Source organism: Streptomyces sp. SID8352, from assembly GCF_009862265.1.
In the GTDB taxonomy this organism is placed as follows: Bacteria; Actinomycetota; Actinomycetes; order Streptomycetales; family Streptomycetaceae; genus Streptomyces.
On sequence record NZ_WWGX01000104.1, the window covers coordinates 280,309 to 295,668 of the forward strand.

General features: G+C 72.0%; 14 protein-coding genes. 4 read left to right on the top strand and 10 right to left on the bottom strand.

Annotated features, from left to right (window positions below; all coding sequences use genetic code 11):
* Positions 1-67: 67 nt before the first annotated feature.
* Positions 68-1,540, top strand: coding sequence for an AlkA N-terminal domain-containing protein (locus GTY84_RS31090; protein WP_161229737.1), 1,473 nt, complete (start codon positions 68-70; stop codon positions 1,538-1,540).
* 284 nt (positions 1,541-1,824) lie between these two features.
* Positions 1,825-2,316: a methylated-DNA--[protein]-cysteine S-methyltransferase gene (locus tag GTY84_RS31095; RefSeq protein ID WP_161229738.1), complete on the top strand. Its 492-nt coding sequence runs from the start codon at positions 1,825-1,827 to the stop codon at positions 2,314-2,316.
* Between the two features lie 118 nt (positions 2,317-2,434).
* On the opposite strand, the gene GTY84_RS31100 is transcribed toward GTY84_RS31095, so the two are convergent.
* On the bottom strand, positions 2,435-3,016 hold the full coding sequence (locus GTY84_RS31100; RefSeq protein WP_161229739.1) for a TetR/AcrR family transcriptional regulator: 582 nt from the start codon (positions 3,014-3,016) through the stop codon (positions 2,435-2,437).
* 306 nt (positions 3,017-3,322) lie between these two features.
* Here GTY84_RS31100 and GTY84_RS31105 point away from each other — a divergent pair, with 306 nt between their 5' ends.
* The gene (locus GTY84_RS31105; RefSeq protein WP_161229740.1) at positions 3,323-4,084 is read left to right on the top strand and encodes an SDR family oxidoreductase; all 762 of its coding nucleotides are present in this window, start codon (positions 3,323-3,325) and stop codon (positions 4,082-4,084) included.
* Between the two features lie 42 nt (positions 4,085-4,126).
* Here GTY84_RS31105 and GTY84_RS31110 read toward each other — a convergent pair whose 3' ends face one another.
* Positions 4,127-4,621 carry an NUDIX hydrolase gene (locus tag GTY84_RS31110; RefSeq protein ID WP_161229741.1) on the bottom strand — a complete coding sequence of 165 codons (495 nt, stop codon included), beginning with the start codon at positions 4,619-4,621 and terminating at the stop codon, positions 4,127-4,129.
* Between the two features lie 165 nt (positions 4,622-4,786).
* On the opposite strand from GTY84_RS31110, the gene GTY84_RS31115 reads away from it, so the two are divergent.
* Entirely contained in the window at positions 4,787-5,938 is a 1,152-nt protein-coding gene (locus GTY84_RS31115; protein WP_345943584.1) for a glycerate kinase, read from the top strand.
* A 395-nt stretch (positions 5,939-6,333) separates the two neighbouring features.
* On the opposite strand, the gene pssA is transcribed toward GTY84_RS31115, so the two are convergent.
* From pssA to GTY84_RS31155, 8 genes are all read right to left on the bottom strand, one after another.
* A complete protein-coding gene (gene pssA, locus GTY84_RS31120) occupies positions 6,334-7,152 on the bottom strand; it encodes a CDP-diacylglycerol--serine O-phosphatidyltransferase (RefSeq protein ID WP_161229824.1) in 819 nt (272 codons plus the stop codon).
* A gap of 22 nt (positions 7,153-7,174) precedes the next feature.
* The gene (locus tag GTY84_RS31125) at positions 7,175-7,831 is read right to left on the bottom strand and encodes a phosphatidylserine decarboxylase (protein WP_161229742.1); all 657 of its coding nucleotides are present in this window, start codon (positions 7,829-7,831) and stop codon (positions 7,175-7,177) included.
* A gap of 170 nt (positions 7,832-8,001) precedes the next feature.
* A complete protein-coding gene (locus tag GTY84_RS31130) occupies positions 8,002-9,207 on the bottom strand; it encodes an acyl-CoA dehydrogenase family protein (RefSeq protein ID WP_161229743.1) in 1,206 nt (401 codons plus the stop codon).
* A complete protein-coding gene (locus GTY84_RS31135) occupies positions 9,208-9,720 on the bottom strand; it encodes a MaoC family dehydratase (protein WP_161229744.1) in 513 nt (170 codons plus the stop codon).
* Between the two features lie 5 nt (positions 9,721-9,725).
* Positions 9,726-10,700 carry a CoA ester lyase gene (locus GTY84_RS31140; protein WP_161229745.1) on the bottom strand — a complete coding sequence of 325 codons (975 nt, stop codon included), beginning with the start codon at positions 10,698-10,700 and terminating at the stop codon, positions 9,726-9,728.
* Positions 10,697-12,724 carry a protein meaA gene (locus GTY84_RS31145; RefSeq protein ID WP_161229746.1) on the bottom strand — a complete coding sequence of 676 codons (2,028 nt, stop codon included), beginning with the start codon at positions 12,722-12,724 and terminating at the stop codon, positions 10,697-10,699. Before GTY84_RS31145 ends, GTY84_RS31140 begins: the two co-directional genes overlap by 4 nt.
* A gap of 10 nt (positions 12,725-12,734) precedes the next feature.
* The gene (gene ccrA / locus GTY84_RS31150; RefSeq protein WP_161229825.1) at positions 12,735-14,072 is read right to left on the bottom strand and encodes a crotonyl-CoA carboxylase/reductase; all 1,338 of its coding nucleotides are present in this window, start codon (positions 14,070-14,072) and stop codon (positions 12,735-12,737) included.
* 407 nt (positions 14,073-14,479) lie between these two features.
* Positions 14,480-15,292 (bottom strand): TetR family transcriptional regulator, encoded by an 813-nt coding sequence (locus tag GTY84_RS31155; RefSeq protein WP_161229747.1) that lies wholly within the window; start codon positions 15,290-15,292, stop codon positions 14,480-14,482.
* Positions 15,293-15,360: the final 68 nt, after the last annotated feature.

Genomic DNA, 15,360 nt, shown 5'->3' on the forward strand with positions numbered 1-15,360 from the left:
CACGCCGGGCATGCCCCCCGCCCCCGTCATGGCGGGGGCCGGGGGCGACGGGGAGAACCCTCCCGGCATGCACACCGACGCCGAACGCTGCCTGCGCGCAGTCCGCTCCAAGGACTCCCGCTTCGACGGCTGGTTCTACACGGCCGTCGTCACCACCGGCATCTACTGCCGCCCCAGTTGCCCCGTGGTCCCGCCCAAGCCCGGGAACATGACCTTCTACCCCAGCGCCGCCGCCTGCCAGCGGGCCGGATTCCGGGCCTGCAAGCGCTGCCGCCCCGACGCCTCCCCCGGTTCCCCGGAATGGAACCGGCGTGCCGACCTCACCGCCCGCGCCATGCGCCTGATCGGGGACGGCGTCGTGGACCGCGACGGCGTCCCCGGACTCGCCGCCCGGCTCGGCTACAGCACCCGGCAGATCGAACGCCACCTGCTCGCGGAACTCGGCGCGGGCCCCCTCGCCCTGGCCCGGGCCCAGCGTGCCCGGACCGCGCGGCTGCTGATCGAGACCACCCCGCTGCCCATGGCGGACATCGCCTTCGCGGCGGGCTTCTCCTCCGTGCGCGCCTTCAACGACACCGTCCGCGAGGTCTACGCGCTCTCCCCGAGCCGGCTGCGGGCCCGGCACACCCCCGGCGGCGGCCAGGCCGCACCCGGCGGCGCGCTCTCGCTGCGGCTGCCGTTCCGCGCGCCGCTCAACCCCGACAACCTCTTCGGCCACCTCGTCGCCACCGCCGTGCCTGGCGTCGAGGAGTGGCGGGACGGCGCCTACCGCCGCACCCTGCGGCTCCCGTACGGGCACGGCATCGCGGCCCTCGCCCCGCGCCCGGACCACATCGCCTGCCGCCTCACCCTCAGCGACCCGCGCGACCTGGCCGTCGCCATCAGCCGGTGCCGCCGGATGCTCGACCTGGACGCCGACCCGGCCGCCGTCGACGGCCAGTTGCGCGCCGACCCGCTGCTGGCCCCGCTGGTCGACGGCGCCCCGGGGCGCCGTGTGCCGCGCACCGCCGACGAGGCCGAGTTCGCCGTGCGGGCCGTGCTCGGACAGCAGGTCTCCACCGCCGCCGCCCGTACCCACGCGGCCCGCCTCGTCATCGCCCACGGCGACGCGGTCGACGATCCCGAGGGCGGACTGACCCATCTCTTCCCCACGGCGGAGGCGCTGGCCGGCGTGGACCCGGAGACCCTGGCGATGCCCCGCACCCGGCGCACCACCCTGACGACCCTGGTCTCCCGGCTGGCCGACGGTTCGCTCGCCCTGGGCGCCGGGAGCGAATGGGCCGGAACCCGCGCGGCACTCCTCGCCCTGCCCGGCTTCGGCCCCTGGACCGCCGACATCATCGCGATGCGCGCCCTCGGGGACCCGGACGCCTTCCTCCCCACCGACCTCGGAGTCCGCCGGGCCGCCGCGGGGCTGGGGCTGCCCTCCACCCCCGCCGCGCTCACCGCCCGCGCCGCGGCCTGGCGGCCCTGGCGGGCGTACGCGGTCCAGTACCTGTGGGCCACCGACGACCATCCGATCAACTTCCTCCCGGAGTAGGGCCGCTCGTTTGGATCATGCCGGGCTTGCGGGGTCCAGCCTGATCCAGACGAAAGACCCCAGCCCCGTCCGGGTCCCGCGCCCCGGAACCCCCACCCCTGGGACGCTCCGCGGGGCCCCGGATCGGCGGTCCCCGCGAGCGGTCCCCATCGGCAGCACCCGCCACGAGAAGCGCCAGCGAAGAGAAGCCCCGCACCACGAGAAGCCCCCCACCAAGAGAAGCCCCGCACCACGAGCGGCACCCGCCACAAGCACCACCCGTCCCGAGGAACACCATGTCCCCCGTGAAGCAGCACACCGTGATCGACAGCCAGTACGGCGCCCTCACCCTCGTCGCCGAGGGAGGCGTCCTCTGCGGCGTCTACATGACCGACCAGCGCCACCGTCCGCCGCAGGAGAGCTTCGGCGACCGCGACGGACGGCCCTTCGGCGCGGCAGAGGAGCAGTTGGCGGCGTACTTCGCCGGGGAACTGACGGACTTCACCCTGGAACTGCGCCTCAACGGCACCCCGTTCCAGCGGACCGTCTGGGACCGGCTCCGCCGCATCCCCTACGGCGAGACCCGCACCTACGGCGCGCTCGCCGCCGAACTCGGCAACCCGTCCGCCTCCCGGGCGGTGGGCCTCGCCAACGGACGCAACCCCGTCTCCATCATCGTCCCCTGCCACCGTGTCGTCGGCGCCAACGGCGATCTGACGGGCTACGGAGGCGGCCTGCACCGCAAGCGGCGGCTGCTCGACTTCGAGCGGGGAACGGCGGTGCCGGAGCTGTTCTGACCTCCGCCGCCCGTTGCCGCGTCCCCTGCCGCCCGTTGCCGCGTCGCCTGTCCTCGCTCCCGCCGGTGCCGGGGCGAGGGTGGCCGGGGCGCGGGTGCCGGGCACCGCGCGGCGGCCGTCAGTCCAGCACGGCCAGGGCGAGCCGGACCGCGTCGCCCAGCCGCTCGGCGTCCGGCGCGGCACGGGCGATCACCCGTACCCCCTGCTTCAGCACCAGCAGGAAGTGGGCGATCTCGTGCGGGTCCTTGCCGGGGGCCAGCTCCCCCTGGGCACGGGCCCGCAGCAGCGCCGAGACCAGCGCCGTCTCCACCACCCGCCAGCTCGCCTCCACCTGGCGGGCCACCTCGGGGTCGCGCGGGGCCAGCTCCACCGCCGCGTTCACCACCAGGCAGCCCCGGCGCCCGGAGTCGGTGAGGGCGTCGGTGACCCAGCTCTCCACGAAGGCGCGGACGGCCGGCAGCGCGGGGCCCGGCTGGGCGAGCGCGGTGACGAACCCGGCCTCGCTGCCCCGCAGGTAACGCCGTATGGCCGCCAGGTACAGATCGTGCTTGCTGCCGAAGGTGGCGTAGAGGCTCGCGCGGCCGATGCCGAGGTGGTCGACCAGATCGGCCAGCGAGGTCGCCTCGTAGCCCCGTTCCCAGAACAGCTCCATGGCGCGCCGGAGTACCAGGTCGGGATCGAATTCCTTGGTTCTGGCCATGTACCGAGGCTAGCAATCACCAGACCGATCGATCCAGTATGAAAAGCGGACTACGCGTATGGGGTCAAATCCGCAGGTCGGGCCGCTGATGGGGATGCGCCGCCTTTTCCTTCGGGTGATTCACGGAGGCCGGGGCCCGTTATGTGGACCGATCATTCAAGAAAGTGCTAGCTTCGAAGTGTCACCACCGGCCGGGCAAAGGTTGCCGTCCGTTCTCATAGTGGAACGTATGGTCAACTAATGCTCCTCCGTTCGCGGGCGTCAGACCCGCCGCGGCCGGTCCCCGTACCGCTGAAGGAGTTCGTCATGGGTGCCCGCTTCACCGACAGGGTCGTTCTCATTACCGGCGCGGGCGGTGTGCTCGGCCGGGCCGCGGCACTGTCCTTCGCCCGGGAGGGCGCGACCGTCGTCGCGGCCGGCCCGAACCGGGACAGCGTCGAGGAGACGCTGCGCCTCGTCGAGGCCGAGGGCGGCAAGGGGTCCGCCGTCGCCGTCGACGTCACCCGTTCCGACAGCGTCAGGGCGATGGTGGACCACACGGTCGCCCTGCACGGCGGCCTCCACGTCGCCTTCAACAACGCGGGCGTCCTCGACGGCCGGGCACCGGTCGGCGAACACGACGAGGACGTCTGGAACCGGGTCCTCGCCGTCAACCTGACCGGCGTCTTCCTCTCCCTGAAGCACGAGACCGCCCACATGGCGGCCCACGGCGGCGGCGTCATCGTCAACACCGCCTCCAACCTGGGCGCGCACTGGCGCCGCCCCGGCATGAGCGCCTACGCGACCTCCAAGGCCGGCGTCAGCTTCCTCAGCCGCACCGCCGCACTGGAGTACATCGGACAGGGCGTGCGGATCAACACCGTCAGCCCCGGCCCCATCGACACCCCGATGTCCCTGCTGCCCGGCGAGTCACGCGAGCAGCGCGCCGCCCGCATGGCGCGCGACGTGCCGCTGGGCCGGGTCGCCGACCCCCAGGAGATCGCGAACGCGGTGCTCTGGCTGGCTTCCGACGAATCCAGCTACGTCGTCGGGCACGACCACGTCATCGACGGGGGCGTCACCGCCTGACGATCTGTAGGAGCTTCCCCGTACGGCGGGCGGCGGGGCCGCTCAGCGGTCGACGCGGACACCGTTCTCCAGCTCGGCCGCCCCGGACCCCTCCGCCAGCACGTCCAGTGCGGCCAGCACCCGTCCGTGCAGCGGGGGGAGCAGATGGTCACCCAGCCGCTCGCGGGGGACCAGCCGCCAGGACAGCAGCTCCTCCTCCTGCAACCGGATCGCCCCGAGCCGCTCCGCGGACAGGACACCGCCGTCGTACAGGAACGCCGCGATCGGCGGCCGCCGGGCACCCGGCACCCAGTCCACCGCCAGCAGCCGTCCGGGCACCACGTCCAGCCCGATCTCCTCGGCGGTCTCGCGCCGGGCCCCCTGGCGGGGCGACTCGCCCGCGTCGGACTCGACGGTGCCGCCGGGCAGCGCCCATCCCTCGCGGTAGTTGGGCTCGACGATCAGCACCCGGCCCTCCTCGTCGCGGAGCAGCGAGGCCGCCCCGGCCAGGATGCGGGGCAGGCCGGCGATGTACGTGGCGTAGTCGGCAGAGGTCATTCCGTCAGCGTATCCGGCCGGTGGCCCGCCGGACCGGCCGTTCCCCGTCTCGTCGGACCGGCCGTTCCGAGCCCGGCGGGAGCGTGACGGGCGTGGCGCGCGCGGCTATGGTCGCAGCGGCGCGCCCGCCGGGACGGGCACGCCGCCGGAGCGAGGGAGAGCAGCGTGGCCGACGCCGCAGCGGACGTGCCCCGGCGCGTGCTCATCGCCGCCGACAAGTTCAAGGGAACCCTGACCGCCGCCGAGGTCGCGCGCCACGTGGCCGCCGGGCTGCGCCGTGCCGTCCCGGACGTCGTGGTCGAGGCCCTGCCGGTGGCCGACGGCGGGGACGGCACCGTGGCCGCCGCGCTGGCCGCCGGTTTCTCGCGCCACGAGACGCGGGTCACCGGGCCCCTCGGGGACGGGGTGACGGCGGTCCTCGCGCTGCGCGGTACCACCGCGGTGGTGGAGATGGCCGAGGCCAGCGGGTTGCGACGGCTGCCTCCCGGGGTCCTGGCCCCCCTCACCGCCTCCACGTACGGCTCCGGCGAACTGCTGCGGGCCGCGCTGGACGCGGGGGCCCGCACCATCGTGTTCGGGGTCGGCGGCAGCGCCACCACGGACGGCGGCGCCGGGATGCTGACCGCGCTGGGTGCCCGCTTCCAGCGCCGCGACGGGCAACCGGTGGGGCCGGGCGGCGGCGCCCTCGCCGAGGCCGCCTCGGCAGACCTGTCGGGCCTGGACCCGAGACTCGCGCGGACCGGACTGGTCCTCGCCGCCGACGTCGACAACCCGCTGACCGGGCCCTCGGGCGCCGCCGCCGTCTACGGCCCCCAGAAGGGGGCCTCGCCCCGCGACATCGAGACGCTGGACGCCGCCCTCACCCACTTCGTGAGGGTGCTGGAGGGGGCCGTCGGGGTGCGTGCCGCACACTGCGCCGCCGCGCCGGGGGCCGGGGCCGCGGGCGGCATCGGCTTCGCCGCGCTGCTGCTGGGGGCGCGCTTCCGGCCCGGGATCGAGGTCCTGCTCGACGCCCTGGGCTTCGCCGCGGCACTGGAACGAGCCGATCTGGTGATCACCGGGGAGGGATCGCTCGACGAGCAGACCCTGCGCGGCAAGGCACCGGCTGGGGTCGCGGCGGCGGCACGGGCCGCAGGCAGGGAGGTCGTCGCCGTGTGCGGGCGGCTGGCCCTGTCACCGGAGGTGCTGGAGCGGGCCGGTATCCGGCGGGCCTATCCGCTGACCGACGTGGAACCGGACCCGGCGGTGTGCGTGGCCCGTGCGGGCCCGGTCCTGGAGCGCGTTGCGGAGCGCGTCGCCCGCGACTTCCTCGTGTAGGCCCCGGCCGGGGCGTTTCCCCTCGCCCTGCGGCGCGGGTGCTCTCCTCGCCCGGGGTCGCGCCGCCCGGTCGGCCGTCGTGCCGCCGCCCTGCCCGGCCCACCGTCTGCCGCCCACCGTCTCGCGGCTCGCTGTGCCCCGGGCTCGCGCCGCCGCGAAGGACGGCGGCGTGCGGCGGAGGGGGCGGGCGGGGTGTGCTGGGGCGGGGTGCGGCGACGGGTGCACGGCCCGCGGAGCCCCGGTAGCGGTGGGACCGGTATCGGTGGGCGGTACCGGTGGTACCGGTAGGACTGGTTGTACCGGCGCGGCAGACGAAAGGGCGGCCCCGAACGGCGAACGGCAGACGAAAGGGCCCCGGACCCTTCCCGGGTCCGGGGCCCTTCCCAGCGGTCGCGCTACGGCAGCTGTGCCGCGCGTGCCTCCCGCCGGTTGTCACGGAAGTTGTTGACCCGGCGTGCCGTGGCGAACAGCGGGATCACCGCGCCCATGACGAGCTGGAGCGCGCACCCCGTCTGGAGCAGCAACTGCCCGCTCGGCGCGTCGAACGCCCAGGCGGCCAGCAGCCCCATGGACAGGACGATCCAGGAGAGCATCGCCACCGCGAGGCGGCCCCGCGGCTTCGGGTACTCCACCCGGCTCACCATCAGCCATGCCGTACCGATGATGGCCAGGAGCGTCGCCACGAACGGCAGCTCCAGCAGCACGATCGAGACCACCGTCAGCGCCCCGAACGGCGACGGCATGCCCTGGAAGGTCCCGTCCTTCACGGTGACGCACGAGAATCTCGCCAGCCTGAGCACCACCGCCAGCAGCACCACGATCGCCCCGACCGCCGCCACCCGCTGGTACGCGTCGTGCGCCACCATGCCGTAGACGAGGACGAAGTACGCCGGCGCCAGCCCGAAGCTGATCAGGTCGGACAGGTTGTCCAGCTCCGCGCCCATCGGTGAACTGCGCAGCTTGCGCGCCACGAGCCCGTCGAACAGGTCGAAGATCGCAGCGCACAGCATCAGGATGACCGCCGTGGCCGCGCTGTGCCGGGCCATGCCCGACTCCTCGCTGCCCATGAGGTGCGGGATCAGGATGCCGGTGGTGGTGAAGTACACCGCCATGAAGCCGCACGTGGCGTTGCCGAGGGTGAGCGTGTCCGCTATCGACAGGCGCAGCGAGAGCGGCATCTCCTCCTCGTCGTCCGCCTCGTCGGCCTCGGGCACCCATCCGGTCTGGGTCTGTGGATCAATCACGGTCAATTCGAGTCACCCCAGCCACGGTCTTCTGCCCCACCTCGACCGCGATGTCCACGCCCTCGGGCAGATAGAGGTCGACGCGGGAACCGAAGCGGATGAGACCGACGCGCTCGCCCTGCTCGACCTTGGTGCCCGACGGGAGGTAGGGCACGATGCGGCGGGCCACGGCGCCGGCGATCTGGATCATCTCGATGTCGCCCAGCTCGGTGTCGAAGTGCCACACGACCCGCTCGTTGTTCTCGCTCTCCTTGTTGAAAGCAGGAACGAAGCCGCCCGGGACGTGCTCGACCGATGTGATGGTGCCGGCCAGCGGCGCCCGGTTCACATGGACGTTGAGCGGGCTCATGAAGATCGCGACCCGGGTCCGTCCGTCCTTCCACGGCATGATGCTCTGCACCACACCGTCGGCGGGCGAGATGACCCGGCCCTGTGTGATCTCGCGCTCGGGGTCGCGGAAGAACCACAGCATCCCCGCCGCCAGCGCGGTGGCGGGAACGGCAACGGCCTTGGCCGCGCCCGAACGGCGGGCGCGGGCCAGGCTGAGGGCTGCGGTGGCGACGGTCGGCAGGAGCCACGGCGAGGCTCCGCGCGCGAGGCGTACGCTGGCGCGGCTGTCGCGGGGTGCAGAGGTTTGGCTGTGGGGCATGGATGACCTTCGTAGCGGATGATGCCGCGCTCTGACGGGGGACGGCGGCTTTCCGGCGATCGTAGCGGCTATCGGTCGCAACTGGGTAAGCCAGGAAGCCGAGTCGACGGCCGAACAGTGCCTACGGGGTGTGACCTTCTTCTCCAAGAAAACACCCCGTATCCGGACATCTAACCCTGGAATCGATACTCTTCGAGCAGCCGACGGCCGATGATCATTTTCTGGATCTCGGCGGTGCCCTCCCCGATCAGGAGCATCGGCGCCTCGCGGTAGAGGCGCTCGATCTCGTACTCCTTGGAGAAGCCGTAGCCGCCGTGGATCCGGAAGGCGTCCTCCACGACCTCTTTGCAGTACTCGGAGGCGAGGTACTTGGCCATCCCCGCTTCCAGGTCGTTTCGTTCGCCCGAGTCCTTTTTGCGTGCAGCATTGACCATCATCGCATGCGCCGCCTCCACCTTGGTAGCCATCTCCGCCAGCTTGAACTGGATGGCCTGGTGCTGGGCGATCTGCCGGCCGAACGCCTGCCGCTGCTGGGCGTACCGGACCCCGAGTTCGAAGGCACGTTGCGCGACGCCGCAGCCACGCGCCGCCACATTGACCCGGCCCACCTCGACCCCGTCCATCATTTGGTAAAAACCCCGGCCGGTGGCCCCGCCGAGCACCCGGTCCGCGGGAACGCGCAGGCCGTCCATGATGAGCTCGGTGGTGTCGACGCCCTTGTAGCCCATTTTGTCGATCTTCCCGGGGATGGTGAGGCCCGGACGGACCTCGCCGAAGCCCGGCTCCTTCTCCACCAGGAAGGTCGTCATCGACCGGTGCGGGGCGGTGCCCTCGGGGTGACCCTCGTCACTCCTCACCAGCACGGCCACCAGGGACGACGTACCGCCGTTCGTCAGCCACATCTTCTGGCCGGTGAGGACGTACTCGTCGCCGTCCCGCACCGCCCTCGACGTGATCGCCGACACGTCCGAGCCCAGCGCGGGCTCCGACATGGAGAACGCGCCCCGGACGTCACCGGCCGCCATGCGCGGCAGGAAGAACTCCTTCTGCTCCCGCGTGCCGTGCTGCTTGAGCATGTACGCCACGATGAAGTGGGTGTTGATGATGCCGGACACCGACATCCAGCCGCGGGCGATCTCCTCCACGCACAGGGCGTAGGTGAGCAGTGACTCGCCCAGCCCCCCGTACTCCTCGGGGATCGTCAGGCCGAACAGCCCCAGCTCCCTGAGCCCGTCCACGATGTCCTGCGGATACTCGTCGCGGTGCTCCAACTCCGTGGCGACGGGGAGGATCTCCTTGTCCACGAACTCCCGGACGGTGGAGAGGATCTCCCGCTGCACGTCCGTGAGCCCGTGGGTGCGGGCGAGACGGCTCATCTACTTCCCCTGTTCCCCCGGCTCGGGGCGGCCGGGCTGCTCCCCGCCGCGCTCCTCGGTGTACGCCGCCGTCGGCACCATCACCTTGCGGCGGAAGACGCAGACCACCGTCCCGTCCTGCTTGTAGCCCCGGGTCTCGACCTGCACGATGCCGCGGTCGTCCTTCGACCTCGACGGCCACTTGTCCAGCACGGTCGTCTCGCCGTAGAGGGTGTCGCCGTGGAAGGTCGGCGCCACGTGCCGCAGCGACTCGATCTCCAGGTTGGCGATGGCCTTGCCGGACACGTCCGGGACGGACATGCCCAGCAGCAGGGAGTAGATGTAGTTCCCCACCACCACGTTGCGGCCGAAGTCGGTCGTGCGCTCCGCGTAGTTGGCGTCCAGGTGGAGCGGATGGTGGTTCATGGTCAGCAGGCAGAACAGATGATCGTCGTACTCTGTGACCGTCTTGCCCGGCCAGTGCTTGTACACCGCGCCGACCTCGAACTCCTCGTAGGTGCGTCCGAACCGCATCGCGCTCAGCCCTCCGGGATCTCGAACGCCGAGGTGCGCCGCATCCCCGCGGCCCGTCCCTTGCCCGAGACGACCAGGGCCATCTTGCGGCTCGCCTCGTCGATCATCTCGTCGCCGAGCATCGCGGACCCCTTCCTGCCGCCCTCCTCGGAGGTGTGGTGGGCGTAGGCGTCGAGGATCAGCTCCGCGTGGTCGTAGTCCTCCTGCGTGGGCGAGAAGACCTCGTTGGCCGCCTCCACCTGGCCCGGGTGCAGCACCCACTTGCCGTCGAAGCCGAGCGCTGCGGCGCGCCGGGCCACCTCGCGGAAGCCGTCCACGTTGCGGATCTGGAGGTAGGGGCCGTCGATGGCCTGCACGTCGTTGGCACGGGCGGCCATCAGGATCTTCATCAGGATGTAGTGGTAGGCGTCCGCCGGGTAGCCCGCCGGCTGCTCGCCCACGACCAGGGACTTCATGTTGATCGACGCCATGAAGTCGGCCGGGCCGAAGACGATCGTCTCTACGCGCGGGGAGGCCTGGGCGATCTCGTTGACGTTGTTCAGACCGCGTGCGTTCTCGATCTGCGCCTCGATGCCGATGCGGCCGACCTCGAAGCCCATCGTCCGCTCGATCTGGGTGAGCAGCAGGTCCAGGGCCACGATCTGCTGGGCGTCCTGCACCTTGGGCAGCATGAGGCAGTCCAGGTTCTGCCCGGCGCCCTCCACCACCGTCACCACATCGCGGTACGTCCACTCGGTGGTCCAGTCGTTGACCCGCACCACGCGGGTCTTGCCGGTCCAGTCGCCCTCGTTGAGGAACCTGACGACGGTGTGCCGTGCCTCCGGCTTGGCGAGCGGCGCGCAGGCGTCCTCCAGGTCCAGGAAGACCTGGTCGGCGGGGAGGCCCTGGGCCTTCTCCAGGAAGCGCGGGTTCGAGCCGGGCACCGCCAGGCAGGAGCGCCGGGGGCGCAGGCGGTCGACCTGGGGAGCGGGGCTGGTCATGCGGGGACCTCCAGGGGTTCGAGCGTGTTCGCGGTGCGGATCTCGTCGACGATGCGGCCGATGATGCCGGTGATGTCGAAGTCCTTCGGGGTGAAGACGGCGGCCACTCCGGCGGCCCGCAGGCCGTCGGAGTCGCCCTTCGGGATGATGCCACCGGCGATCACCGGGATGTCGGCGGCACCGGCCGCGCGCAGCCCTTCGAGCACCTCGGGCACCAGCCTGGTGTGCGAGCCGGACAGCACGGACAGGCCCACCGCGTGCACGTCCTCCGCGAGGGCGGCGTCCACGATCTGCTCCGGGGTGAGCCGGATGCCCTGGTAGACCACCTCGAACCCGGCGTCCCGGGCCCGCACGGCGATCTGCTCCGCGCCGTTGGAGTGCCCGTCGAGGCCCGGCTTGCCCACCAGGAACCGCAGCTTGCCCACGCCCAGCTCCCGGGCCGTCAGCTCCACCTTGCGGCGCACCCCGGCCAGCGCCGAGCCCTCCTCGGCGGCGACCGCCACCGGTGCCGAGGAGACGCCGGTGGGCGCCCGGTACTCGCCGAACACCTCGCGCAGCGCGCCCGCCCACTCGCCGGTGGTGGCGCCGGACCTGGCGCACTCCAGGGTCGCCTCCATGAGGTTACCGGTGCCGCGCGCGGCCTCCTTCAGCCGCTCCAGGGCCTTGCAGGGGCGCGGGTGGTTGAACGGCGGCTGGTAGCGGGTGTCGCGCCAGTGGCGCAGCGACTCGACCACCCGGGCCTCCACCGCCGGGTCCACGGTCTGGACGGCCGTGGCCGGATCGGCGGTGAGCGGGCTGGGCTCGGTGCCCTCGAAGGCGTTGACCCCCACGATCCGCTCCTCGCCGGACTCGATCCGGGCCCGGCGCTCCGCGTGGGAGGCGACCAGCCGGGACTTGAGGTAGCCCGACTCCACGGCGGCCAGGGCGCCGCCCATCTCCTCGATGCGCCCGATCTCGGCGGACGACTCGGCCACCAGCTCCTCGACCTTGGCCTCCACCACCGCCGATCCCTCGAACAGGTCGCCGTACTCCAGCAGGTCGCTCTCGTACGCCAGCACCTGCTGGATGCGCAGCGACCACTGCTGGTCCCAGGGCCGGGGCAGGCCGAGGGCCTCGTTCCAGGCGGGGAGCTGCACGGCCCGCGCGCGGGCGTCCCGGGAGAGGGTGACCGCCAGCATCTCCAGCACGATCCGCTGGACGTTGTTCTCCGGCTGGGCCTCGGTGAGCCCGAGGGAGTTGACCTGGACGCCGTAGCGGAAGCGGCGCTGCCGGGGGTCCTCGATGCCGTACCGCTCGCGGGTGACGCGGTCCCAGACGCGGCCGAAGGCGCGCATCTTGCACATCTCCTCGACGAAGCGGACGCCCGCGTTGACGAAGAAGGAGATGCGGCCGACCACCTCGCCCATGCGCTCCTCGGGCACCTGCCCGGAGTCGCGGACCGCGTCCAGCACGGCGATGGCGGTGGACATCGCGTAGGCGATCTCCTGGACGGGTGTGGCGCCCGCCTCCTGGAGGTGGTAGCTGCAGATGTTGACCGGGTTCCACCGGGGCAGGTGGGAGACGGTGTACGCGATCATGTCGGTGGTCAGGCGGAGCGAGGGGCCCGGCGGGAAGACATGGGTGCCCCGGGACAGGTACTCCTTGACGATGTCGTTCTGGGTGGTGCCTCGGAGCAGGGCCGGGTCCGCGCCCTGCTCCTCGGCGACGACCTGGTAGAGCGCCAGCAGCCACATGGCCGTGGCGTTGATGGTCATGGAGGTGTTCATCCGCTCCAGGGGGATGTCCCGGAACAGGCGGCGCATGTCGCCGAGGTGGGCGACCGGCACCCCGACCCGGCCGACCTCGCCCCGGGCGAGGAGGTGGTCGGCGTCGTAGCCGGTCTGGGTGGGCAGGTCGAAGGCGACCGACAGACCGGTCTGGCCCTTGGCCAGGTTGCGCCGGTACAGCTCGTTGGAGGCCTCGGCCGTGGAGTGGCCGGCGTACGTCCGCATCAGCCACGGACGGTCCTTCTGGCGTTCGCTCATGACGCGCCCCTCAGATGTTCCGGAAGCGGTTGATGGCCTCGGCGTGCCGGGCGCGCAGCTCCGTGTCCCGCACGCCGAGGCCCTCCTCGGGGGCGAGGCACAGGACGCCGACCTTGCCCTGGTGGACGTTGCGGTGCACGTCGTGGGCGGCCTGCCCGGTGTCCTCCAGGGAGTAGACCTTGGAGAGCGTCGGGTGGATCCTCCCCTTGGCCACGAGGCGGTTGGCCTCCCACGCCTCGCGGTAGTTGGCGAAGTGGGAGCCGATGATGCGCTTGAGCGACATCCACAGGTACCGGTTGTCGTACTGGTGGTCGTACCCGGAGGTCGAGGCGCAGGTGACGATGGTGCCGCCCTTGCGGGTGACGTAGACGGAGGCGCCGAAGGTCTCGCGGCCGGGGTGCTCGAAGACGATGTCGACGTCCTCGCCGCCGGTGAGTTCGCGGATGCGCTTGCCGAAGCGCTTCCACTCACGGGTGTCCTGGGTGTGCTCGTCCCGCCAGAAGCGGTAGCCCTCCGCGCTGCGGTCGATGATCAGCTCGGCGCCCATCCGGCGGCAGATCTCGGCCTTGCGGGGGCTGGAGACCACGCAGATCGGGGTGGCGCCGCCGGCCAGCGCGAACTGGGTGGCGTAGGAGCCGAGACCGCCGCTGGCACCCCAGATCAGCACGTTGTCCCCCTGCTTCATCTGGGCGCCGTTGCGGGAGACGAGCTGGCGGTAGGCGGTGGAGTTGACCAGGCCGGGCGCGGCGGCCTCCTCCCAGCTCAGATGGCCCGGCTTGGGCATGAGCTGGTTGGACTTGACGAGGGCGATCTCCGCGAGGCCGCCGAAGTTGGTCTCGAAGCCCCAGATGCGCTGCTCGGGGTCGAGCATCGTGTCGTTGTGGCCGTCGGAGGACTCCAGCTCGACGGAGAGGCAGTGGGCGACCACCTCGTCGCCGGGCCGCCAGGCGTTGACCCCGGGGCCGGTGCGCAGGACGACGCCGGAGAGGTCGGAGCCGATGATGTGGTACGGCAGGTCGTGGCGGCCGGTCAGCTCGCTGACCCTGCCGTAGCGCTCCAGGAATCCGAAGGTGGGCAGCGGTTCGAAGATCGAGGTCCACACGGAGTTGTAGTTGACCGACGAGGCCATGACGGCCACCAGGGCCTCGCCGGGGCCCAGTTCGGGCAGCGGCACCTCGTCGAGGTGGAGTGACTCGCGGGGGTCCTTGTCGCGGGTCTCGCGTCCCGTGAACATCTCCGTCTCGTCCTTGTGCACGGTGATCGCGCGGTACGACTCGGGCAGGGGCAGTGCGGCGATGTCGGCTGCCGTCGAGCCGGGCGACTGGATCGCGTCCAGGATGTCCTTCATGGTCACGGTGGTGCCTCCGGCGGTGGGCGCCCAGAGGGAGGGGCGCTGGGGGTGCTTCGGTTCCTGCTGAGTGATCGGTGCGGGGGATGCCATCGGTTCGGCGGGGTGGTGTGCGCCGGCGCGCGGGTGGCGCGCGAGGGGCGTGAGGGGTGCCTGTGACGCAGGCGCCGGGCACGCGGGAGATGGCTCGCGGGGACAGCCCGGACACCTTCAACGTATGACACGCCGTGCCACTCCGCAAGGCACTGAGTGTCAAAGATGGCGCTCAGATGAATTCTTTACCTCACGGATGAGCGATGATCGATCGAATGTGATCTCCAAGAGGGCGGAAATCGGCCCCGGACATACGAAAACGGCCACCCGCAGGGGTGGCCGTGATCACGGGGAGAGGGGTCGTCCGATGCCTCTCAGCGGTCCTTCAGTGCCTGCTCGATGGCGCGCATGACCTCGTGCAGCGGCGCGTCGGTGCGCGCCACCGTCACCAGCACCTCGCCGTCGGCGGATGCCGAGGCGGCGGCCGGCCGCGACGGCGCGGCACCCCGCCCGGCGCCGATGCCGGTGCCGAAGGTCCGGCGGACGATCGCGAAGGCGTGGTCCAGTTCGGCCTCCACGTCTCCCTGTCCGTCCGCGCGCAGCCAGCGCCGCAGAACGTGGTTGTGGGCGGTCACCACGGCGGAGGCGGCCACCTCCGCCATCAGCGGGTCGTCGTTGGAGTCGTCGTCGTGGGCGTGCTCGTCGAAGTGGCCGAGCAGATAGCGGGTGAACAGGCGCTCGTAGCGGGCCACCGAGGCGATCTCCGCCTCGCGCAGGGTGGGCACCTCGCGCGTGAGCTTGTAGCGGGCCACGGAGATCTGGGGCCGGGCCGCGTACATCTTCATGACCTCTTTGATGCCGCGGCACACCGTGTCGAGCGGATGCTCGTGCGCGGGCGCCGCGTTCAGCACGGCCTCGGCGCGGACCAGGGTGTCGTCGTGGTCCGGGAAGATCGCCTCCTCCTTGGAGCGGAAGTGGCGGAAGAACGTGCGGCGGGCGACGCCGGCCGCCGCCGCGATCTCGTCGACGGTGGTCGCTTCGTACCCTTTGGTCGCGAACAGCTCCATCGCCGCCGCCGCCAGCTCCCGGCGCATTTTGAGCCGCTGGGCGGCGGCCCTGCTGCCGGCCGCGCTCTCCGGCGCGTCGGGCGTGGCTGGTGTACGTGAGGACTTGGCGGGCTGGGACATGCACCGAACGTACTGCATGGGCGTCAACCGGTGCGCGGAACCGGGGGCCGTCCCGTCCGCCGGGGGCG